The following is a 21,938-nucleotide window of genomic DNA, read 5'->3' on the forward strand; positions in this document are numbered from 1 at the left end:
CCAATTTGCACGGCTGTCAAGAGTTTGGTCATTTCCGTCCCCATGCCTTGTGGATCAAAGAAGTGATTTCACCATTGACAGCGTTTAGGGACTCAATTGCTCGGTCATAAGTTGAACGAACGAATTGGGCGCGCTCGACTTCATATACGGTCTGCTTGGTTATTCCAGCGTCGGAGATCGCAGTCGACTTCACCATTTGATTGTTCAGCATTCTCTTGTTGAACATCGCCTGCATAAAGCCGACCATTTGCGCCTGCGGACCGTCAGTCGCCTCGTATCGAGTCACAAGGAATCGGAACCAATCCAGAGTGACTTTTGCCCCCGCACTCTTGATGGACTGCAAGATGCCGCCAAGCATGAGCAGAAACTGGCTCATGCTCATCACGTCAAGCATTTGCGGATGGACAGTGATGAGAACCGCCGTAGAAGCGGTGAGTGCGGTCAGAGTCAGATAACCCAGTTGCGGCGGACAATCGATGACAATCACATCATATTCGTCATCAACTTCCTTTAGAGCTCTGGAAATACGTGTGAAGAACAGCCGCCCCTCGTGGGAATTCGCCGCAGCGAGGGGAGTTTCATACTCGTACTCCTGAAGCTCCAGGTTGGCGGGCACGATATCCAAACCGGGAAAGTTTGTTTGGCGAATGACGTCTTTGATAGAGCATCGAGCGTCATCATACCGAAGTGCCTCGAACAATGACGGGTTCTTGTCCAATTCAGGCTGAACACCATGCAGAGCCGTCAATGAAGCCTGCGGATCGAGATCGATAGCCAGAACTCGATGTCCGGTCAGCGCGAGATACTGTGCAAGATGCGCGGTCGTAGTAGTCTTCCCAGATCCGCCCTTGAAGTTTACAACCGAGATAACCTGCAGATGCTCGCCGTCTCGACGGCGGGGGACATAATTCTTGATGTCGCTTCGACCGTGCTTGTCCAGGTACTCCCGCAGCTCCAACATCTGATATGCCGTGTAGGATCTTCGCCCGGAAGGGGAAACCGTTGGATCTGGCCCTTTGCCATCGAGGTGCAATTTTTTTATGTGGTTCTGCGTGACGCCGATGAAGTCGGCGACTTCGGCCAGGGAAAACATCCGCAGGCCCTTTTGCGCATCAGGGGGATACTGCTCCAATCGAAGCATATTCAACCGGTCAGAGATCAGTTCGCCCTGCTGAATGATCTCCTCGTCGAAATCTAACGACTCTTTTTCTGCGGCAGAAGACACCGAGATCTCACTTTCTTCGGAATAACGCTTTTCCTAAGACGAACAGCGGGAAAGCGTTATTACTATGAGCGATTCCGGTACACGCGCAAGCGGTTTTTGGTTAACACAATCTTAACGAGTGCCTCCAGGTCAAATCTCGAGATCCCAAGATTTCCTATTTTTGTTGTTTATTTTCTGTAGCTTACGTTCGTATGGTGAATTTCACAGTATCATTATTTTTCCCCGAAAGATTTCCTAAGGGGCTCATCAAAGCAGGCATCTCATAGATGCCAATAGACGAAATTCCGCTTAAATCTGCCACATTGCGACCCGACTCAGGAAAGTGAGAACCGCCAACAGCCAGACCTTCGTTTCCCTACAACAGCGCAATTTACCGCGGAACCCGCAGCGTGCGATTTTTGGGTGGATACGCCTACGAGGGATCTGAAAACAAAAAGCAATCTTGGCAAAAATCGAGCGTTAATCAAAGGTTTCCCATCGTCACATTTGCCGATTCCAACAACTCTCCTTAGGTGTGGAAAACTTTTTCTCAACCTTGCGATGACACTTCGTTCCGTGTTGGGTTGCGCCCTCTCGCAAGGTAATCAACCACTGATTGCTGTAGTCGTATCTTATTGATCTCAAATATAAAAGGACACTCCGAATGACCTCCGGAGAGCCTGGGCATACCCTCATGCCCGGTCCGATAAATGCTGTCTCGGCGAGGCCGCACGATCCCCTGAACATCTCAGCTTTCACCGGTAGGGGAGGGGACATTGAGGAACGGTGAAAGCCGTCGCAGGCTTATCGCCGGGCTGGGAGACTCGCTGGGGTCTACGATCCTGTCGGCGCTGTCGGACGACACTGTCGTTGAGATCATGCTCAACCCGGACGGACAGTTGTTCATCGAACGCGTCGGGAAGGGAATGGAGCCCTCCGGCGAGATGACGCCCCATGACGCCCAGATCATCATGGGCAAGGTCGCCCATGCGCTCGGCACGGAAATCACCTCTGACAAGCCGATCATTTCCGGCGAGCTGCCGATAGGCGGTCATCGTTTTGAGGGTCTTCTGCCACCGGTCGTTTCCAAGCCGTCCTTCACGATCCGCAAGAAGGCATCGCTGCTCATCCCGCTTTCCAGGTACGTCGAGGATGGCGTGATGACGGACGGCCAAGCCACCGTGATCCGTGATGCGGTTGCCGGCCGGAAAAACATTCTGGTTTCGGGCGGCACTGGCACCGGCAAAACGACCCTGACGAACGCGATCATTGGCGAAATGGTGTCCGTTGCTCCGGATCACCGCCTTGTCATTCTGGAAGACACAGCGGAAATCCAGTGTGCGGCCAGGAACGCCGTGATCCTGCACACGTCCGACACCGTGGACATGCAACGGCTCCTGAAATCGACCATGCGCTTGCGACCAGACCGGATCATTGTCGGCGAAGTGCGCGACGGTGCGGCTCTGACACTGCTCAAGGCATGGAACACGGGCCACCCGGGCGGCATCGCCACGGTTCACTCCGACAATGCCTTCACCGCACTGACGCGCCTTGAACAGTTGATCGCCGAAGTGTCTCAGCAGCCGATGCCCCAAGTCATAGCGGAAGCGGTTGACCTCATCGTCTCGATCGAGCGCTCCCCCGAACACGGGCGCATCGTTCGGGACATCGTGACTGTGTCCGGCTTTCGGGACGGCACCTATGACATCCGCTCAGCAGTTGCATCTCAGTTCCTCAACAAAAATTCCAACGACAGACAAGGGACTCTTCATGTCGCGTAATTTTGTATTTCTTCTCTTTCTCGCCGGTGCAGGACTGTACCTAATTGAACCAGCCTTCGCCTCCGGCGGCGGCTCGCTTCCCTGGGAAGGCCCGCTTCAGCAAATCCAGGCCTCCATCAACGGTCCTGTCGCTGGCGCCGTTGGCCTGATCGCGGTGGCGATCGCCGGCGCGATGCTGATCTTCGGCGGTGAACTCAACGACTTTGCCCGCCGCCTGGCCTACGTGGTTCTGGTTCTCGGGGTCCTGCTCGGCGCGTCCACTATCGTCGGCCTGTTTGGTTCCTCCGGTGCCTCCATCGGCATTGCTCCGGAAGGGAACGCGGCAACCGTGGACCCGGCTCGTGACTGACGCGCCGGGCCTCAACAGAGCGCGGATCCACCGCGCTCTTTCTCGCCCGACATTGCTGTTCGGGGCAGACCGCGAGCTGGTGCTCGTGACCGGTCTTGCCTCGGTCATTCTGATTTTCGTGATCCTGAAGCCCTATGCCGCCGTGCTCGGCATCGCGATCTGGATCGTGGTGGTTGGCGTGCTGCGGATGATGGCCAAGGCGGACCCTCTGATGCGCGCTGTCTATCTGCGGCACGTCAAATACCGCGCCTATTACCGGCCGACATCCACGCCCTGGCGGAAATACTGAACATGGTTGCCCTCAAAAAATTCCGGCACGTTGCGCCGTCCTTTTCCGACCTGCTCCCTTACGCGGCGCTGGTCGACAACGGCATTGTGCTCCTGAAGGACGGGGGCCTGATGGCCGGCTGGTATTTTGCCGGGCCGGACAGCGAGAGTTCGACCGCGTCTGAGCGGAACGAAGTTTCCAGACAGATCAACTCGGTTCTCGCCCGCCTCGGCAACGGCTGGATGATCCAGATGGAAGCGGTTCGCATTCCCTCAACCGGATATCCGGACAGGGAAAGCTCGCATTTTCCGGACCCCGTCACGGCTTTGATCGATGACGAGCGCCGCCAGCGGTTCGAAGCCGGGGAGGGGCATTTTGAGAGCCAGCACGCCATCATCCTGACCTACCGGCCGCCGGAGAAAAACAAGTCCAAACTGGTGAAATACATCTATTCGGACGACGCCAGCCGCAACACGTCTATTGCCTCCCGGACGCTTGAGCACTTCAAGACGACGATCCGGGAATTTGAGCAGTATATGGCGAATGTCGTCTCGATCCGGCGCATGGAAACCCATGAAGTGCCGGAAATAGAAGCGGGGAGGGCAGGGGAGAGGCGTGGCCGTTACGATGATCTCCTGCAGTTCGCACGCTTCGCGCTGATCGGAGAAAACCATCCGATCCGCTTGCCTGACATTGCGATGTATCTCGACTATCTGGTGACGGCGGAATTCCATCACGGTCTCAACCCCATCATCGACGGCACCTATGTCGGTGTCGTGGCGATCGACGGGTTCCCGGCCGAAAGCTGGCCGGGGATCCTCAACGCGCTCGATCTGATGCCGATCACCTATCGCTGGTCGAGCCGGTTCATATTTCTCGATCCGATCGAGGCGCGCTCGGTGTTGGAAAAGACACGCAAGAAGTGGCTGCAGAAGGTGCGGCCGCTGATGGACCAGCTCTTCAAGACCAATTCCGGATCGCTCGATCAAGACGCCATGGTGATGGTCGGGGAAACCGAGGACGCGATTGCCGAGGCGAACTCGCAACTCGTCGCCTTCGGCCACTACACGCCTGTCATTGTGCTCTTCGACACGAACCAGGCGCGGCTTCAGGAGAAGTGCGAGGCGGTGCGCCGGCTCGTGCAGAACGAAGGCTTTGGCGGCCGCATAGAAACCCTGAACACCACCGAGGCATTCCTGGGAAGTCTGCCGGGCGTTTCCTATGCCAACGTTCGCGAGCCGCTGGTGAGCACACGCAATCTCGCGGATCTGGCTCCGCTCAATTCCGTCTGGGCCGGATCGCCGGAAGCGCCATGCCCCTTTTACCCAGTTGGATCGCCGCCGCTCATGCAGGTGGCCTCTGGCTCATCACCCTTCCGTTTCAATCTTCATGTCGGGGATTTGGGGCATACGCTGATCTTCGGACCGACCGGTTCGGGTAAATCGACGCTTCTCGCGCTGATCGTGGCTCAATTCTTTCGCTATCTGAATGCGCAGGTGTTCGTCTTCGACAAAGGCAAGTCGATGTATCCACTGACGCTTGCCGTTGGCGCGGATCAATATGACGTCGGCAAGTCGGACACACTGGCCTTTGCACCGCTCTCCTCTCTCGAGGATCCCACCGACAAGGCGTTTGCTGCCGAGTGGCTGGAAACCCTCATCGAAATGCAGGGTGTGAAGGTTCTGCCAGAGCACCGCAACGCGATCACGACGCAGATCGACCTGATGTCGAAGTCTCAGCGCCGGTCGCTCACCGATTTCGTGTCGGGTGTCCAGAACCGGGAGATCAAGGACGCGCTGCAATATTACACGGTGGACGGTCCCATGGGTTCGCTCCTCGATGCCGAACAAGACGGCCTGTCGCTTTCCAGGTTCCAGACCTTCGAGATTGAAGAGCTGATGAACATGGGCGACCGGAACCTGATCCCGGTCCTGCTGTATATGTTCCGCCGGATCGAAAAACGCCTGACCGGTGAACCGAGCCTGCTTATTCTTGATGAGGCCTGGTTGATGCTCGGTCACCCAGTCTTTCGCGACAAGATCCGGGAATGGCTGAAAGTTCTCCGCAAGGCGAATTGCGCGGTGGTCCTGGCAACACAATCGATCTCGGATGCCGACAGATCCGGCATCATCGACGTTCTGAAGGAAAGCTGCCCGACAAAGGTTTGCCTGCCAAATGGTGAGGCCCGAGTTTCCGGAACGCGCGCGTTTTACGAAAAGCTCGGCTTCAACGACCAGCAGATCGAAATCATCGCCTCGGCGATCCCGAAGCGCGAGTACTACGTCACGTCTCCGGATGGGCGCCGGCTCTTCGACATGGCGCTCGGCCCGATCACGCTGTCCTTCGTTGGCGCGTCCGCGAAGGACGATCTCAAGCGCATCGAAGACCTTCACCTCCACCACGGCGACAAATGGCCCGCCGAATGGCTCAAGCAAAGAGGAATTGCCAATGCCGAACAGCTTCTTGGCTAGATCGCTCGCCAGCGTTCTTTGTGTAATCGGAATTGCAGGACCGGTCCAGGCCGGTGGCGCGGTCACCGGTGCGACCGAGTTCACCCAGATCCTCAACAACAGTGAGCTCATCGCCCTCGGCGGTCAGAACGCCGAGCAGATTGCCAATCAGGTGCAGCAGATCGGCAACCAGATCCAGATGATCGAAAACCAGATCAGCATCTACGAGAACATGCTGCAGAACACGCTCTCCCTGCCGATGCAGGTTTGGGGTGAGGTTGAACAGAACCTCGGCCAACTGCAGAGCTTGGTTCAGAAGGGTCAGGCCATGGCGTTCTCAATGGGCAACCTCGACGACACGCTGAAACAGCGGTTCCAGAGCTACGCCGATTTCGCCAAGAACGGCCTGCCGGAAGCGCAGTCGTTCTCGACCATGTACCAAGGCTGGTCCGACACCAACCGGGACACGATCTCCTCGACCTTGAAAGCGGCCGGATACACCTCGGACCAGTTCGCGACGGAAGAGGACACCATGCGCCAGCTCCGGCAGCATTCTCAGTCCGCGGAGGGCCAAAAGCAGGCCTTGCAGGTGGGTCATGAGATTGCAGCCCAGCAAGTCGAGCAGATGCAGAAGCTTCGAGGTCTTGTCTCTCAGCAGATGACCATGATGGGGACCTGGTACCAGTCCGAGCAGACGAAGAGCGACCTTGCTCAGTCAAAAAGGGAAAAGTTCTTCGGTGCGACAAAATCCTCGACCACCGGCGGCGACGAACTCAGCGTGGACTTCTGAAAGATGGCAAAGACTTATTTGTACTTACTGCTCGCCCTCCTTTTGTTTGGAGCTGCGTCCGTCACTTACATCTTCGTTTTCTCCGCACCAGCCGAGAAACAAACCAACGTCGATACACAAGAACAATTCATTCAAACGGACCCGAAGGATTACCCGACAACGGGCGGCGATGAAATCAGCGTGGATTTCGGCAAATGAAACCAAAACCTCGAGCGATCTCAGCTTTGTCGCCAGTTGTGTTGCTATTGTTGGCGGGACCGGTTCTCGCCGCGGATGGTGCTGTGTTGGACAACCTGAAAGATCAGGTCATTTCCGCGGCGAAAGGCTGGGAAGGAACGATCACGAACGCAGCTCAGTCGCTGTTCTGGATCCTCGCTGGCATCGAATTTGGAATTGCCGCTGTCTGGTTGGCGATTCAGGCCGCTGCGCTTGAAGCCTGGGTTAGCGAGTTGGTTCGGCGCATTATGTTTGTCGGCCTCTTCGCGTTCATTTTGACGAATGGGCCACAATTCGCTCAAGCCGTCGTAGACAGCCTTTTCCAGATTGGAGCGGGCGGGGGCTCGGCTTCTCCGGCAAATATCTTTAACGCCGGCGTCGAAGTTGCCGCCAACCTTTCGCAGAATGCGCAGTTCGGTCTGTTCGAAGACAATGGGTTGGCTATTGCGTCCGTGCTGGCAATGGTTGTGGTGATTATCTGCTTCTCGCTTGTGGCCGCGATCTTCATTGCAGTTTGGATCGAAATGTATGTCGGCCTCCTGGCAGGCGTCATCATGCTCGGCCTTGGTGGCACGTCCTTTACGAAAGAATTTCCAATCAAATACCTGGTTTATGCGTTCTCAGTCGGCATGAAACTGATGGCGCTGGTAATGATCGCGCGTATCGGCTCTCAAGTTCTGATCGGCCTTTCCAACAGTTCAACAGCGGATGATCAATTCCTTGCAACGTTGACAATTGCGGGGATTTCAGTGGTTGTCTTTATGATCGCGATGTACGTCCCACAGATCCTGCAAGGTGTTGTCCAGGGCGTTTCGGTCGGCAACGGCATGGAAGTCATTCGTCATGGCACCCAGACCAGCACTTTCGCTGCCGGAACCGCTATCGGCAGCGCTCAAATGGCCGCTGGTGCAAAGGCAGCCTACGAAACCGCCAGGAACGATGGATCTTCGAGAGGGCAAGCTGCGGCGCAGGCCGCTATGGCTCCCTTTGCAGCCCTTTCATCAGCTGCCGCAGACAAGCTCTCTGGCGCGCCTCATGCAGGAAACGCCTCGGCGCTAGGTCTCGCCAATCACAAACTGCGGCAATCCCTGCCGAACAAGCCAACTGGCGGCGGGTCTTCGCCCAAATCCTCCTGAGCAATAGGCAAATAGATGGCAAAACATACTTCAATTGATAATCCCTATCTTGCCGCGCGGATGGAATGGAACGAGCGATACGGATCGTACATCCGTACCGCCCGCGTATGGCAGGGTGTCGGTCTTATTTCCTTGGCGATGGCGACAATCGGCTTCGGCTTTGCGCTCTACCAGAGCACTCAGGTCAAACTGGTCCCGTATATCGTCGAGGTGGACAAACTCGGCACGCCTGCGATCGGCGGCTTCCCGGCTCAGATCGAATATGCCGATGAGCGTGTCGTCCGCTCCATGCTCGGAGCCTGGATTGCGACTTTCCGCTCTGTCACGCCAGATACGGTCGTTGCGAAGGGCTACATCGACCGGGTCTATGCGATGCTGCGGCAGACAGATGTGGCCACCCAGAAGGTCAACAATTTCTACCGGACGAACTCTCCTTTCGACCGGGCGCAATCCCGCACTGTCTCCGTCGAGGTGACGAGCATCGTGCCGCTCTCCAATCAATCCTATCAGATCGACTGGACAGAAATCGAACGGGACCGGAAGGGCAAGGAGCTTCAAACGAAGCGCTGGCGCGGGGTAGCAAATGTCACGCTCTCGCCTCCGCAGGACGAAGCGATCATCCGGCTCAACCCGATCGGTCTTTATCTCAAGGACTTCGACTGGACCGCCCAGCTGTAAGCAATTCGCACACTCAAAGAGTAAGAAATATGTTTCAGAAAAACTGGCTGCGCGCCGGCATGAGTATGCTCGCGGCTGCGACAGCCATCACCGCCTTACCTGTTCAAGCCTTGGCTGCAGACTACACAGCTAAGGAACTGCGGGCCCTTGGTCTGTCGAGCGACTGGCGCAATGGTCGCGGCGTCATCACCAAAGGTCCGGACGGCAAGGTGATCTATCTCTATGGTCAGGTTCAGCCGACCGTTGTCTGTGCTCCCCTGCAGGTCTGCGACATCGAATTGCAGCCCGGGGAAGCTGTTCGCAACGTCATGGTCGGGGATACGGTTCGCTGGAAGGTGGATCCTGCAACATCTGGAGGCCCGACCGGAAACTCGGTTCACCTGATCATCAAGCCGACAGAACCCGGACTTGTCACATCGATGGTGGTGACGACGTCGAGGCGCACCTATCAGATCAAACTTCAAAGCGACAGTCACCGTTACATGGCCCGGGTAGGCTTCGATTACCCGGAAGATATCCAGGCCAAGTTCGAGGCGGCTAATCGACAGCTCGAAGCCAACACCATTCCGGGTGCAGGCGTCCCGGCCGAAAACCTGGACTTCAAATTCCATGTTCATGGTCAAGCCCGCTGGCGGCCGACGCGCGTCTATTCGGACGGTCTCAAGACCTACATCCAATTTCCGAGTGGAATGGCGTCCGGTGATGCCCCGGTTCTTTATGTCACCGCCGGCGGACAGAACCAGATCGTCAATTATCGCCTGAAGGGCAGCCTCATGATCGTGGACTACATGATCGACCAGGCGGTGCTCGTTTCTGGTGTTGGCTACAGCCAGCAAAAAATTCGTATCAACAGAGGAGGGTGACCATGTCGCACACGCGCCGCTCAATTCTAAAGGCCATTGGCATTTCTGTTCTGGCAACGCCGATGGCTGGCTGTATGACGTCGGAAAGTGGTTGGTTCAACCCAACAACAAGCATTGATGCCGCCAATCTGTCTCCTTCCGCTGCGAGCATCGTCGCCGGCGATATGGTTGCGAAACTCTCCGAGCATGTCGGGGCAGGAACGGGAACCATTGCCCTCAAGGCTGACAATTCAGAGTTCGCCCTGGCCTTGGAAAATTCCTTGCGCGGATGGGGGTACGCGGTCGCCGAAGCGGATCAACAGCCATCAGGCGATAACATCATTCCCCTGGCCTACACGATCGATTCCGATGCAGGGCAGATCTTCGCTCGTCTCACCACGCCAACTGTCGAATTGGCACGGACCTATCAGGCAACGCCAAGCGGAGCATCACCGACGAGCCCGGTTTCCGTTTTGACCAGAACTGTCTAGAGGCGTGCACTCATGAACAATTCGGATTCGAACGTGCATCTGGCGGGTGGCGATATCCGGCCCGATGACGCCCCCAAGATCCGGCGCCTGAACAAACTTCCCATTTTCTTGTTCGTCGGGCTTGTCGTCGTGTTCGGCGTCGTGATCATCATCGGCCTTGCCAACCGTGGCATCAACTCAGGCGACAATGTCGCCGGAGACGAAGGCGGCGCGCCGGCGAGTGGCTTTGCGGATCAGCTCAAAGCCGGCATCAGCAACGGCGTCATTGATCCTCCCAGTCAGCTTATTGCAGCGGTTCAACCAGACCCGGTCAGAGCCGCGGTCCCCGAGACAGTTCAAGTTCAGAGGCCATTCGGGAACCCGTTTCAACCGGAACCAGGCAACCCCGACGAGACCATTCCCCCTCAGCAATCCGAACCGGATTGGCGTGCTCAACTGGACCAGCGGTTTGAGGAACAACAACTGCAGGAGATGCATCGGCAACGGATGAAGCGGCTTCAATCAATCGATGCCGCCCATGACAGCCCCACCACCGTGAATCTGAGCGACCTGCAAGGCCAGGGGGAGGGGGTTCAAACCACCCAGGGCAATCAAACGGGTAACGGCACCTTTACGCGAGGTCCAACGTCTCCTGATCTCCTGTCAGCTGCCCTGCAGGCGGCTCAAGGCGGGACTGCCAATGCCGATCCCAACGGGCAATACGGCAAACAAGCCTTTTTCAACCAGGACATTTCCGAAGCTGGATATCTAGCGAACCGCGTGGTTCCTCAGCAGTCGCCCTATGAATTGAAGCGTGGATCCGTGATTCCGGCAACGCTGATCACCGGTATCAATTCAGATCTTCCCGGCCGGATCACTGGCCAGGTCAGACAGAACGTCTATGACAGCGCAACAGGCCATATGCTTCTGATCCCTCAAGGAACCAAGCTGTTCGGCCGGTACGACTCCGATGTGTCGTTTGGTCAAAACCGGGTTCTGGTCGTCTGGACGGATATTGTTTTCCCGAACGGCGCCACCTTGCAGATCGGCTCCATGGGGGGCGTCGATGGCGAAGGCTATGGTGGCTTCAAAGACAAGGTGAATAATCACTATTTTCGGACATTCGGATCTGCGGCACTTCTAGCAGTAATAGGGACCGGGATCGATATGGCAGTTCCGGAAAGCTCTACGCTTGCCACTCAGGATACGGCGTCCGATGCCGCCCGCCGGAACTTCGCGGAAGTGTTCGGCCGGGTAGTCGAACGGACCATAAACAAGAACCTGGATGTCCAGCCGACACTACAAATCCGGCCGGGGCATAATTTCAACATCTTGGTCGATCAGGACATCATCTTTCCGGGAAAATATGGCTGAAAATTCTGGAATGTGAGAAGGCGACCGTTCGATGGCCAAAAGTTTCCGGGACTGGTTGGGCTCGGCCATAAGTGAGGTACGTCCCAACCCTTGGACAGTTTCCGGGATAGATTAAGCTACTCTCTGTCCCTGCTGGTCGGTTTCGGTTTGAGTGAAGTAGACCACGGCGGGCGGCTGTGCGCCATGGGCGGCGTGAGGCCGCTGGTGATAGTAAAAGGAGATCCATTTTGCCACGCCGGCTTTGGCCTGCGATCCTGTCTCCCAAGCGTGCAGATTGACACATTCATACTTCAAGGACCGTCACAAGCGCTTGATGAAGATGTTGTCGAGGCAACGGCCCTTACCGTCCATCGAGATCTGGGTGCCGAACCGGTGGATTGCTTCGTTCAACGCTTCAACGCAAAAGTCCGCCTCCAGCGTGTTGGAGATGCGCCAGGACAGAACCTTGCGGGTATCCGCCTTTCTCGCTCGACGACTTGACCTTCGGCGGTCGCAGGTTGGCTTCCTGTTGTTCCTTCATCCAGGATAGGACATCACCGAGACGCTTATTCTCGGTAATTGCCGCATGCGAAACCCGCTGGCCCGTGTCGAACACCTTGAACGGCAGGCAAACCCCGTTCCAGAGAACATCAAGACGGCCGTCGGCAAACTGACGTGTCTCGACATATTTGCCGGGCAGGGCTGTTGTCACCTCGTTCTCTTCCAGGATCAGCCGCTTGCGCTCGTAGGAAACAGCCAGCTGTGCTGTCACATACCGCTTCTCCTTCCAGCACAGGATGTCCTGAAGACGGTCCGGCTCCACCTTGAGCCCCCGATGAAGATTGTCAGGCCGGGCAGGAACCTTGGAAAACTGCGCGTTGTAGCGTTCGATGTATGTTGGCAGGATCGGTTGGCGTCTTCGATCGTTCCGATGTCAGCCAGTCTCAGGGCCTTCACGAGCCTGTCCTGAAGGGTACGGTTGGCGCGCTCGACACGGCCCTTGGCCTGGCTTGAGTTTGCACACAGAATCTCAATGTTGAGCTCCGACAAGGCCCGGCCGAACTGGGTCATGCCCTGGCCGCCTTTGGAATCTGCCTTGTTGACCCGGAAAACGGAATGCTTGTCGGAGTAGAATGCAACAGGTCGGCCGTGATGGGTCAGATAGGATTCCAGTGCCTCGAAATAGCTGAAGGCGCTTTCCGAGCGGACAAACCGCAGTTCCATCAAGGTGCTGGTGGCATCGTCGATGAACACCAGCAACGTGCACGGGTCGCCACGCTCCTCGAACCAGCGGTGCTCGCTGCCGTCGATCTGCACCAGCTCGCCAAAGCATTCCCGGCGCAGCCGTGGCTGATGGAACCGCCGGCGCTGCTTGCGGGACAGCCACAGACCATGCTCGATCATCCACTGGCGCAGCGTCTCCCGGCCGACCTTGAAACCGTGATGTTCCAAAAGCATCTCGGCCGCCAGCGTCGGGCCAAAGTCTTCGTCGCGCTCGCGCACCAATGTCATCGCATACTCACGCTTGACGGGATGGATGGCGATGTTTGGGCGGCGGCCTCTGGCACGATGACGGATCCCGCCAGGACCTTCGGAGCGGAACCGGGCCAACAGACGATAAACGTGCCGCCTGGACATGTTCATTAGATTGGCCGCAGTCGTGACGTTGATATGGCCGTCATCAACCTGCGCCAGGATCTCGACCCGATTCAAATCTCGCTCACTCATCAAAACCCATCCATGCCCAAACTCCCAACGCTCAACAAAGCGGGAAGTGTGACATCCTGAATAGACCGACCGTGAAATTCTAACTTGGCGCTTACAAATGATGTCAAAGCTAAATAGGCGTGCGACATGCGTAGCCCGATAGAAATGCGAATGCTCTTTTTTGAGAGCTTTGCAGCCGCAACAACCTCGACCAGATCAAATGCGCATCTTATTCGGGACCTCATGCCTGCTGATTTTATGTATGCGGGTCGCGTAAATTCTATTGAAAGAACGCTACACTGTCTCAGCTGGAACCAGCATGTCGAGCGGCCAACCACGGAGAAAGAAGTAACAATCCCACGCCACCGACCACGAAAACATCGGCCATATTGAAGGACGGCCAATGTGCTGCGCGTAAGTAGAAGTCAAGGAAGTCAGTCACTGCGCGATATCGCAGCCGATCCGTGACATTTCCGAGAGCACCACCAATGATCATTCCATAAGCCAGGGCCTCGAACCTGCTTTCTGCACGGATCAAAAGCACCGACAACCAGACGCAAACGGCAATCGCCAGCCCGACAAGAACAAACCAGGGCGCTTCACCCAGCAGTCCAAATGACACGCCGCTGTTCTGCAAGTAAGTAAGATTGAAACCAGGAAAGACGGAGACACTGGGTGTCAAACTAGCTTTGTTTGCGACGATAATCGACTTCGATACCTGATCCACAAAGAACGCAATTGCAACGCCTGCCAACCCGACCAGCAGAATTGGTCTCATCTTTGCTATCCTTTAGGTGCACTCAATTGCTGGCATAACTCGCGAAGATTTCCGTCGAACCGTCCCGCTGAATGAGGAACACATCATAGGCTTCTCGCACGTCACTCTGGTCCATGCCCGGTGAGCCGAGCGGCATCTCGGGCACGGCGAGACCAATCGCGTCTGTACGTTCTGATAGCAGACGGCCAATATCGGTCGCTGGCACATGACCCTCGATTACATAGCCGTCAACAAGTGCCGTGTGGCAAGAGGCCATTCGCTGGGGCACGCCATTGTCGATCTTGAACCGCGTCAACGGTCCGGCAAACATGTCCTCGCCGGTCGTATTGAAACCATTTTCCTCAAGATGCTCCATCCAAGCCAGGCAACAGCCGCAACCGTTGGTCTTGCGGACCTCGACTAGACTTTGGTCAGCGAAAGCCTGCGTAGATGACGACAATGCAAGAGTGAACATGAGAGCAGTGAGACATTTTTTCATGGAGCAGAGCCTTTTCGTTATGGATCGAATGCACTTATAGCCAAGAAGCGGTGATGCGGTTTGGGGATGCCGGCACTGTTCGCTTGCAGCCCGGGGAGCATCCGTTAAGACGCTCCTTGAGTATGGATCAGTTTGGCGAGTGGACCGTTGAAGCCACACCGACATTCATCAGATACCTCTTGCTCATTGAGGCACTTCCTCTTTTTCAGTCATTGCGCGGCGAATTTTGGGCACTGCGGTTTCTCGGGTCTCGTGGTAGTCGATAGCCCCAGAAAACTGACCGTCTGCTTTGAACAAGAAGACGCTCGCGGTATGGTTCATGGTGTAGTCTTCACCGTCTGTCGGTACCTTTTCATAGGTGACCCGGAACATATCTGCCGCTACCGCGATTTGCTCATTCGTTCCGGTCCAACCCCGGATGTTCGCGTCAAAGTAACCCACATACTCAGCCATTGCGTCGACGGTATCGCGTTCGGGGTCAACTGTAATGAAAATCACATTAAGTTGGTCCGAGTCCTCGCCCATCATCTCAAGCCAACTCGATATGTCCGAGAGCGTGGTGGGGCAAACGTCGGGACAGAAAGTGAAACCGAAAAACACCATCGTCGCGCGGCCGGTTAGGACTTCAGGGCCCACCGCGTTTCCTGCGTGGTCAGTGAGCCGAAACTCCATCGCAGGAAAATCAAGGGGACGCCGATCGGAAGGTTCCGGTGCACCCGGACCATCGACACGCCACCAGCCGACGAAAAGAATAAAGCTGATTGCCGCGACGCCAAGCACGCCATACTCAAGCAAACGCCGTTGCCGCATCAGCTCTCGGGTCCACGTGCGGCGATGCCAAGGATTGGAATCTCGACTGTTACTTCACCACCATCGGAAAAAGCCAGGGTCATAAGGAAACTTTCACCCTCGGTCATTTTCCGTTGCAGCCCCATCAGCATCGCATGAAGTCCTCCTGGTTCCAGAATCACTGCTTTTCCCGGAGCAATTTCGATTTCGCCGACAGGCGTCATGGAGCTCACACCTTGGTTAGTCGTTGATGTCCGGTGAATTTCAGGTTTCAGCGCAATATCCGTACCAATGCTTCTCAGCGTTACTGCAAGGTCGCCGGTATTACGGATTTTCATGTAGGCCACACCGGGACGACTGGTACCGATGGATGCGCGAGACCATGCATCCTCAATTAGCACTTTGTCTGAGCCTGCCACGGAGGCGGCAGAGAACCCTATGATTATTACGAGTGCGGCCAGCGTTTGGGACAGTACCATTCTCATTGCCGTTCTTCCTTTGTAGATCGCTGTTCAGTTTTGAACCGCAGCAACTTCCGCCGAAACCAGGCGCCGCAGCTCAACATCGCCGAATGGATCCAACGGCTTTCCGTTTACGAAGAATGTTGGTGTCTGCCGCACCCCAACAGCTTCGACGTCCGCACGGTCTTGGTTGAGGATCCCAACGACGTCGGGTGCAAGCATTTGTGTACGCGCGGCCTCTGCATCAAGACCTGCGGCCACGGCAATTCCGAGTATCAAACCTGGCTGTGGGGAGCCGTGCGAAGCCCACCTGGGCTGTTCGCGCAAAACAGCCTCCAGCACAGGCTCGAAGACACCTTGCATTCGTGCGGCTTCGAGGATTCGGATTGCTTCTTCTGATGCCGCACCGTGAAATGGCGTGTAACGCATCACGACACGAACCGCGGGTTCATGCTGCGCCAAGAGGTCTTTCACAATTGGATGAAACGCGCGACAGGCCTCACAGGCGGGGTCGAAGAACTCGACAATTGTGACCGGTGCGTTTTCTGGCCCAAGGACTGGTGAGTAGGGCCGAACAAGGACCTCGTTGCCCTCTGAGACGAGAGATTGGGCACTCTCCAAAGGCGCTTGGCGTTTCACATACCAGGCGGCACCGACGAAGCTGGCACTGCCAAGTGCGAGCACAGACAAGATCAAGGCGCGGCGTTTCATTTATGTGTCTCCTTGAGTGACAGGGCGGACAACAGGCCGATGAGAGCGAACGCAACGAGCGCCATCAACGGGATGGGAACGCCGAGGAACAATTGGTCGGAGTCAGTGCAGGAAGGACCGGTTGCAGAGCATGGTTGAATGGGCTCAGGAATTAGGCCTGTATAAAGGCCTAGGTGCCAGAGTGCGACGGCTCCGCCTCCAACTGCCAACACTAAACCGTAGCGTCCAACTCGGCGGTCATGCCACCAAAGACCAAAACCAAGGACAACAACCAGCGGAAACATAAAGGCACGCTGAAACCAACAGAGCACGCAAGGCGTCTGGCCCAACACTTCGCCGATGAACAATACTGCGAGTGTGGCGACGAGTGAAACGATCCAGGCAAGGACTAGGGCCATCTCTCCGGAAAAGCGGGCCATAAAGTCAGATCCCCTCTTCTAGATTGGTGGAGACCTCTTCGCCGGGCATGTCGTTGAACCAAATGCTATCCCTGACAAATGGCGGTAAATCAATTGCCGGTTTCAAAGGCGCGTTCCGGTCAGAACCGATCGAGGTGTTGATCGTTTGTACCTTGGTTAACACCGGTGCAAGAATGTCTATCATTGCGTGGGCTTCCGATGGAGCAGCAAGACTTTGGTTGCCAAAAAACACGACCTCCAGCATCCGGCACGCCCTGAAAACCTCAGAGTTTGGACACGTTTGGAGGTCAAACAGTTCGAATGCGGCAAGCGAACCTGACTACTGATTTTACCTTTTTCGGTACTCGTATAATTCCTAAAGCCACTAGAGGTTCAAGCTCTCTTTTGGGGACGTGCTTGATTGTCGCGCGGATGCAATTGGCTTAGGTTCGGCGCTGCTGAAAGTCCTTTTTGGCCCGTACACTTTGGTATTTGGATAACTAACCCATGCTCTCGATCGGCGGTCTTGCAAAGAAAACAGGCACGAAAGTGCAGACTATTCGCTATTACGAACAGATCGGGCTTCTACCAGAACCGGACCGTACTGAAGGGGGACAGAGACGCTATAGTAATGAGCAACTCGACAAACTTTCATTTATTCGCCATTCGCGGCAGCTTGGTTTTTCATTGGAAGCAATCCGGGAGCTCCTGGACCTCTGCGATCATCCCAACCGGCCCTGCGACATGGCAGATGCCATTGCACGTCGGCAGCTTAAGCAGGTGGAGCAGCGCATAGCGCGTTTACAGGCACTTCACACAGAATTGAAGCGAATGGTCTATGAATGCAGCGGTGGCCGCACAGCTGACTGCCGGGTACTTGAGGTGCTTCGAGACCACTCCGAGTGCCTAACTGATCACGACGAGATCGGAGCGTAGGTATTACTTTGACGGTCATTTCACCGAACTTGCCCGCCTTTTGATTACTTGGCTCTGATGATAGTCCAATGTCTCACCCTAACGGCTTTCGTCGGTCGAGACCGATATCGGGGCGGTGAGTTCGCAAACTGTATTCCGAAGACATCACAACGCGCGGATTCCTAGCTGGCTGAGACGGTGGAACAGCCAGAGTGATGGGCGTCGTCGGAATTTTGTCCGTCGACAGGGAGCAACAGTCGTCGCTTAGAGCCTAGATTTTTTTGTGATCACCTCTTGAACCTATAGTGACTATAGAAATTACATTCATCCTCAGTCGATACGAGGAACAATCATATGCCCGATGCTGCCCCCCTTCTTGCCGCCTCGCAGTTACTCGATTACAGGGCACCATCCATTGTCCGTCTGACTGAAGATCGGAGCTGGCGTCGTTTGCCTCAGTACGATCGCATAGGCGCGATCTACGACTTTGTTCGAAACGAAATCGCCTTCGGCTACAATCGGGCGGACAACATTCCCGCGTCTGAAGTACTTCGAGATGGATACGGCCAGTGCAACACCAAGGGAACGCTCCTAATGGCGCTATTGCGCGGTGTTGGTATCACTTGCCGCCTGCGAGGGTTCATGATTCACAAGGAGCTGCAACGTGGTGTCGTCCCGGATTTGATCTTTCCGATCGCACCGCAAGAAATCCTTCACTCCTGGGTCGAGGTCGAGTTCGACGGGAAATGGATTAATCTCGAAGGCTTCATTCTAGATGACAAATTCTTGAGCGTTCTCCAGCAAAACTTTTCCGGAACCAAGAGCCTGTGTGGCTTCGGTGCGGGCACCGATTGCCTTGACGCGCCACCGGTTCGCTGGGAGGGGCATGACACCTACATTCAAGAGACGGGCATCGAGCAGGACTTTGGTGTGTTTGAAACGCCGGATCAATTCTATTCAGAGCACATGCAAAAATTCGGACGAGTGAGAGGCTTGCTTTACCGGTTCATCATACGTCACTGGATGAACACTCGCGTCCGTGCCATTCGATCAGGACGATTAAAGCCCAGTAGATCTGCAATCCATGATCACGGAGGTATCGCAGATGCCGCATGACCACCACGGGCATAGTCACGTGCACCTCGATCCTCAAAGCGGCGACCGCAGAGTCGGCGTGGCAATTTGGGCAAATGGCCTTCTGACGATCGCACAAATAGTGGGCGGCCTCCTTGCCGGAAGCCTTGCACTGATTGCAGACGCCTTGCACAATTTTTCAGACATGGCCGCGCTGATTATTGCCTTCGCTGCCCGCAAGATTGCGCGACGCCCTGCGGATGAGCGTATGACATTCGGCTACGGACGCATAGAAACAGTAGCTGCGCTCATCAATTATACGACCCTTATTATCGTCGGCCTTTACCTAATTTATGAAGGAGGAATGCGCCTGATTGAACCACCAGACGTCCAGGGCTGGACGGTCGTGATTATCGCAGGGTTTGCTCTCGGCGTAGATGCTTTGACAGCAGCACTGACCTGGTCGATGCAAAAGGGAAGTCAGAACATTCGTGCCCTGTTCTTGCACAACTTATCGGATGCTCTGGCGTCCGTCGCGGTAATCGTCGGCGGGACCTTGATCATCCTATTCGATATGCGATGGGTCGACCCCGCTGTTACCATCGGTATTGCGGGCTACATCCTCTATCTGGCAGTGGCGGAGATTGGCGGACCGGTCAGAACGTTGATGTTGGGTAGTCCCCTGGACATCGCAGGACATGATGTCGTAGATCTACTGCGCGCAACATCTGGGGTTCGCGAGGTACATCATGTACACCTATGGCAGATGGAAGAGAACGCTCCAGCTCTGGACGCTCATGTAGTCGTCGAAGAAGTTGAGTGGAACCAATTGGAGGCAATCAAGTTGGAGCTGAAAGAAAAACTATCAGATTCCTTCGGCATCGTTCATACCACTCTGGAGTTTGAGCGCGAGGGCGTGTGCGAAGTGGATGTTCCGTTGTTTGGGCATGATCAATCTTTTAAAGAAACGTGACATTCCGCAGTGAACGCATCGTGCAATTAAATCGGGTCGCCGCGATGTTTAGCAACCGCGGCTTAGTGAGGTGTTAAGGCCATGCGGCTGAACAACGGATCCCAAAGTAATCAGGGACAATCTGACAATTTGTCATAAATTGCCCCCGGTATCCTGGATTGCTTGTCGGTTGTCATTTCACGACAAAACTACAATCGGTGAGCCAACCGGTACGCGTCCATAAAGATCGATAATGTCTTGGTTCATCAATCTGACGCATCCACTGGAAACCGCCGTGCCAATTGTCCAGTATTCCGCAGTTCCATGTAGGCGATAGAGCGTGTCGCGGTTTCCCTGAAAAATATAAAGCGCGCGTGCACCTAGAGGATTTTCCAACCCGGGAGGCATGCCACCATTCTGCCAACTCCATTTCTCGAGTTCCGGTTCCCGCTCGATCATTTCGTCCGGCGGCGTCCATTTGGGCCACTCAGTTTTGCGCGCAATCCGAGCCCGTCCTGACCATTCGAATCCGGCCCGACCTAGCCCCACTCCATATCGCATTGCCTTTTTGTTTTCCTGAACCAGGTAGAGATAAAAGTTTTGCGTATCGACAACAAGTGTGCCCACTTTTTCAGGAGTGTTGTAATCAACTTGCTGGCGGTAGAAACGCTTTGGAACTTTTTTCAAGTTAATTGCCGGTAGCGGAAACCGCTCGGTTGGCATAGCGCCATACATCGATATGTAGGCTGGGTCATCAGAATAAGGCACTGGTTTTATTTGTGCCCTGTCAGAGGCACATCCGCTAACAACGACGCTAGCAAAGCATGCCGATCCTGAAAGAAAGGATCTTCTTGAGAGGTAAGTCATTCAGATACTACTTGTCCTTTTTGGGAAATAGCCAAGACATTTCAGATCAACCGAATAAGGCTTTTCTATCCATACGTAAAAGCCGATCAAAACGGTCAGATGAAACGCTCGACACATGATCGTCCAAAGCTCGCACTTGGGTTTCTGTCTTCTTGGGCCAATGCAGCCCTCATTTGTGAAGGCACGCGCCGGATGCAGCCGCGTGCCTGACCGGAGTTTGCCGCTATTGGGTGCTCACAAAACGACCACTCTTGTGCCTAAAGGAACGCGTTCATAGAGATCTTCAACATGAGCATTGATCATCCGAACGCAGCCGTTAGAGACGGATCGCCCGATCGAGGAAGGTTCGGTGGTTCCATGGATCCGGTACATGGTGTCCCGACCGTTTCGATAAAGATAAAGCGCCCTTGATCCAAGGGGATTGTTCGGCCCACCAGGGACCCCATTTGCGTATCTCCGATATTTACCGGGATCACGGCTTATCATGTTTGCGGTTGGACGCCAGCTAGGCCACTCCGCTTTACGTCTAATAATTGCCTCTCCTTTCAGCGACAACCCCGCTTTGCCGACACCAATTCCATAGCGTCTCGCCCTGCCGAAACTCTGAACGAGGTAGAGGAAATGATTTTTCGTATCGACAACTATCGTCCCAGAAGGATAGGAAAAGTATCGTACGGATTGCGGTTCGAATTTGGGGTCAATCTTGAACGGTTTTTTGTCATGTGCATAAGCAGGTACGACAACGGCTCCAACTGCTCCGATGGAGCCAATAAGTAAATTACGACGGGAAATCATCTCTTTTCTCCAGAGTGATACTGACGATTGCAGGAAGCTTTGCAGCGAAGTAGCTGCCTTGTGTCAGTAACTTCTTGGAGGCCTGTTTTCAGGCTTTGGATCTCTGGAAAAAGGGCCAAGCAACTCAGTATCTCCCAATGCCAATTCCAACTTCAGAAATCTCGCCTCCAACGGACCCGCAATTGACACGCAATCGGCTCCACACTTGGCGGGTTTTTGGGACTTTGCTTGCTTGCTCGTGTGATTGCAGCACCTGATGTTATGCGACGTTAGTGTTTCGGACACGATCGAGGCGGTTTGAATTGCTTTTTGGTCTGGAAGCACTAGCTCCCCGGCAGCCTGGGCAGCACCAATTACGGCAACGGAATGAAGCGCCGCGTATATCACGATTAGGAAGGTTAACACCCATTTACGCATCCGAGGTGTGTACAGAAAAATTCTCAAGAAATCCATAATTGCGAAAACGGAAAATGAAG

At 55.2% G+C, this 21,938-nt stretch carries 24 protein-coding genes and 2 pseudogenes; 14 read left to right on the plus strand and 12 right to left on the minus strand.

Annotated features, from left to right (window positions below; genetic code table 11):
* Window positions 1-28: 28 nt before the first annotated feature.
* A complete protein-coding gene (repA, locus tag O6760_RS33015; RefSeq protein WP_269586496.1) occupies window positions 29-1,225 on the minus strand; it encodes a plasmid partitioning protein RepA in 1,197 nt (398 codons plus the stop codon).
* 755 nt (window positions 1,226-1,980) lie between these two features.
* On the opposite strand from repA, the gene trbB reads away from it, so the two are divergent.
* The 11 genes from trbB to trbI are packed head-to-tail and all read left to right on the plus strand — an operon-like array spanning window position 1,981 to window position 11,558.
* Window positions 1,981-2,985 carry a P-type conjugative transfer ATPase TrbB gene (gene trbB, locus O6760_RS33020; protein WP_075284019.1) on the plus strand — a complete coding sequence of 335 codons (1,005 nt, stop codon included), beginning with the start codon at window positions 1,981-1,983 and terminating at the stop codon, window positions 2,983-2,985.
* Window positions 2,975-3,334, plus strand: a complete 360-nt coding sequence (locus O6760_RS33025; RefSeq protein WP_075284018.1) for a TrbC/VirB2 family protein — start codon at window positions 2,975-2,977, stop codon at window positions 3,332-3,334. The genes trbB and O6760_RS33025 overlap by 11 nt, the downstream gene beginning before the upstream one ends.
* Complete coding sequence (locus O6760_RS33030; RefSeq protein ID WP_075284017.1) at window positions 3,327-3,623, plus strand: conjugal transfer protein TrbD; 297 nt, start codon at window positions 3,327-3,329, stop codon at window positions 3,621-3,623. The genes O6760_RS33025 and O6760_RS33030 overlap by 8 nt, the downstream gene beginning before the upstream one ends.
* A gap of 2 nt (window positions 3,624-3,625) precedes the next feature.
* Complete coding sequence (locus O6760_RS33035) at window positions 3,626-6,073, plus strand: conjugal transfer protein TrbE (RefSeq protein ID WP_269586497.1); 2,448 nt, start codon at window positions 3,626-3,628, stop codon at window positions 6,071-6,073.
* A complete protein-coding gene (trbJ, locus tag O6760_RS33040) occupies window positions 6,051-6,842 on the plus strand; it encodes a P-type conjugative transfer protein TrbJ (RefSeq protein ID WP_168693808.1) in 792 nt (263 codons plus the stop codon). The genes O6760_RS33035 and trbJ overlap by 23 nt, the downstream gene beginning before the upstream one ends.
* Before the next feature lie 3 nt (window positions 6,843-6,845).
* Window positions 6,846-7,040 carry a hypothetical protein gene (locus O6760_RS33045; RefSeq protein WP_168693807.1) on the plus strand — a complete coding sequence of 65 codons (195 nt, stop codon included), beginning with the start codon at window positions 6,846-6,848 and terminating at the stop codon, window positions 7,038-7,040.
* A complete protein-coding gene (trbL, locus tag O6760_RS33050; protein ID WP_269586498.1) occupies window positions 7,037-8,194 on the plus strand; it encodes a P-type conjugative transfer protein TrbL in 1,158 nt (385 codons plus the stop codon). Before O6760_RS33045 ends, trbL begins: the two co-directional genes overlap by 4 nt.
* Window positions 8,195-8,209: 15 nt before the next feature.
* Complete coding sequence (gene trbF / locus O6760_RS33055) at window positions 8,210-8,872, plus strand: conjugal transfer protein TrbF (RefSeq protein ID WP_209171676.1); 663 nt, start codon at window positions 8,210-8,212, stop codon at window positions 8,870-8,872.
* 29 nt (window positions 8,873-8,901) lie between these two features.
* Window positions 8,902-9,735, plus strand: coding sequence for a P-type conjugative transfer protein TrbG (gene trbG, locus O6760_RS33060; RefSeq protein WP_209171675.1), 834 nt, complete (start codon window positions 8,902-8,904; stop codon window positions 9,733-9,735).
* A gap of 2 nt (window positions 9,736-9,737) precedes the next feature.
* Complete coding sequence (gene trbH, locus O6760_RS33065; RefSeq protein WP_209171674.1) at window positions 9,738-10,205, plus strand: conjugal transfer protein TrbH; 468 nt, start codon at window positions 9,738-9,740, stop codon at window positions 10,203-10,205.
* A 12-nt stretch (window positions 10,206-10,217) separates the two neighbouring features.
* Window positions 10,218-11,558: an IncP-type conjugal transfer protein TrbI gene (gene trbI / locus O6760_RS33070; RefSeq protein ID WP_209171673.1), complete on the plus strand. Its 1,341-nt coding sequence runs from the start codon at window positions 10,218-10,220 to the stop codon at window positions 11,556-11,558.
* 111 nt (window positions 11,559-11,669) lie between these two features.
* Here the strand turns inward: trbI and O6760_RS33075 are convergent.
* The 9 genes and pseudogenes from O6760_RS33075 to O6760_RS33115 form a co-directional block, all read right to left on the minus strand.
* Window positions 11,670-12,011, minus strand: a pseudogene (locus O6760_RS33075) (transposase); the annotation flags it as partial.
* A pseudogene (locus O6760_RS33080) lies at window positions 11,953-13,265 on the minus strand (ISNCY family transposase). The pseudogenes O6760_RS33080 and O6760_RS33075, both read right to left, overlap by 59 nt.
* Before the next feature lie 283 nt (window positions 13,266-13,548).
* Entirely contained in the window at window positions 13,549-14,022 is a 474-nt protein-coding gene (lspA, locus tag O6760_RS33085) for a signal peptidase II (RefSeq protein WP_168693799.1), read from the minus strand.
* Between the two features lie 22 nt (window positions 14,023-14,044).
* Window positions 14,045-14,500 (minus strand): DUF411 domain-containing protein, encoded by a 456-nt coding sequence (locus O6760_RS33090; protein WP_168693798.1) that lies wholly within the window; start codon window positions 14,498-14,500, stop codon window positions 14,045-14,047.
* A 183-nt stretch (window positions 14,501-14,683) separates the two neighbouring features.
* A complete protein-coding gene (locus tag O6760_RS33095; RefSeq protein ID WP_168693797.1) occupies window positions 14,684-15,310 on the minus strand; it encodes an SCO family protein in 627 nt (208 codons plus the stop codon).
* A complete protein-coding gene (locus O6760_RS33100; RefSeq protein WP_168693796.1) occupies window positions 15,310-15,774 on the minus strand; it encodes a copper chaperone PCu(A)C in 465 nt (154 codons plus the stop codon). The genes O6760_RS33095 and O6760_RS33100 overlap by 1 nt, the downstream gene beginning before the upstream one ends.
* Window positions 15,775-15,801: 27 nt before the next feature.
* Window positions 15,802-16,461 carry a DsbA family protein gene (locus O6760_RS33105; protein ID WP_168693795.1) on the minus strand — a complete coding sequence of 220 codons (660 nt, stop codon included), beginning with the start codon at window positions 16,459-16,461 and terminating at the stop codon, window positions 15,802-15,804.
* Window positions 16,458-16,880, minus strand: a complete 423-nt coding sequence (locus O6760_RS33110; protein ID WP_168693794.1) for a disulfide bond formation protein B — start codon at window positions 16,878-16,880, stop codon at window positions 16,458-16,460. Before O6760_RS33110 ends, O6760_RS33105 begins: the two co-directional genes overlap by 4 nt.
* A gap of 4 nt (window positions 16,881-16,884) precedes the next feature.
* On the minus strand, window positions 16,885-17,124 hold the full coding sequence (locus O6760_RS33115) for a hypothetical protein (protein WP_168693793.1): 240 nt from the start codon (window positions 17,122-17,124) through the stop codon (window positions 16,885-16,887).
* A gap of 242 nt (window positions 17,125-17,366) precedes the next feature.
* Between O6760_RS33115 and O6760_RS33120 the strand changes: the two genes are divergently transcribed.
* The 3 genes from O6760_RS33120 (at window position 17,367) to O6760_RS33130 (ending at window position 19,821) form a co-directional block, all read left to right on the plus strand.
* Window positions 17,367-17,795 (plus strand): MerR family transcriptional regulator, encoded by a 429-nt coding sequence (locus O6760_RS33120; protein ID WP_168693792.1) that lies wholly within the window; start codon window positions 17,367-17,369, stop codon window positions 17,793-17,795.
* Window positions 17,796-18,128: 333 nt separating this feature from the next.
* A complete protein-coding gene (locus O6760_RS33125; protein WP_168693791.1) occupies window positions 18,129-18,890 on the plus strand; it encodes a transglutaminase-like domain-containing protein in 762 nt (253 codons plus the stop codon).
* Window positions 18,880-19,821 carry a cation diffusion facilitator family transporter gene (locus O6760_RS33130; RefSeq protein WP_168693790.1) on the plus strand — a complete coding sequence of 314 codons (942 nt, stop codon included), beginning with the start codon at window positions 18,880-18,882 and terminating at the stop codon, window positions 19,819-19,821. Before O6760_RS33125 ends, O6760_RS33130 begins: the two co-directional genes overlap by 11 nt.
* A gap of 177 nt (window positions 19,822-19,998) precedes the next feature.
* Here the strand turns inward: O6760_RS33130 and O6760_RS33135 are convergent, their stop codons facing one another.
* Window positions 19,999-20,667: a L,D-transpeptidase gene (locus O6760_RS33135; RefSeq protein WP_209171670.1), complete on the minus strand. Its 669-nt coding sequence runs from the start codon at window positions 20,665-20,667 to the stop codon at window positions 19,999-20,001.
* 234 nt (window positions 20,668-20,901) lie between these two features.
* Window positions 20,902-21,462, minus strand: a complete 561-nt coding sequence (locus tag O6760_RS33140) for a L,D-transpeptidase (RefSeq protein ID WP_197923324.1) — start codon at window positions 21,460-21,462, stop codon at window positions 20,902-20,904.
* Window positions 21,463-21,938 lie beyond the last annotated feature (476 nt).

The sequence above is a fragment of the Roseibium sp. Sym1 genome, assembly GCF_027359675.1.
Taxonomy (GTDB): Bacteria; Pseudomonadota; Alphaproteobacteria; order Rhizobiales; family Stappiaceae; genus Roseibium.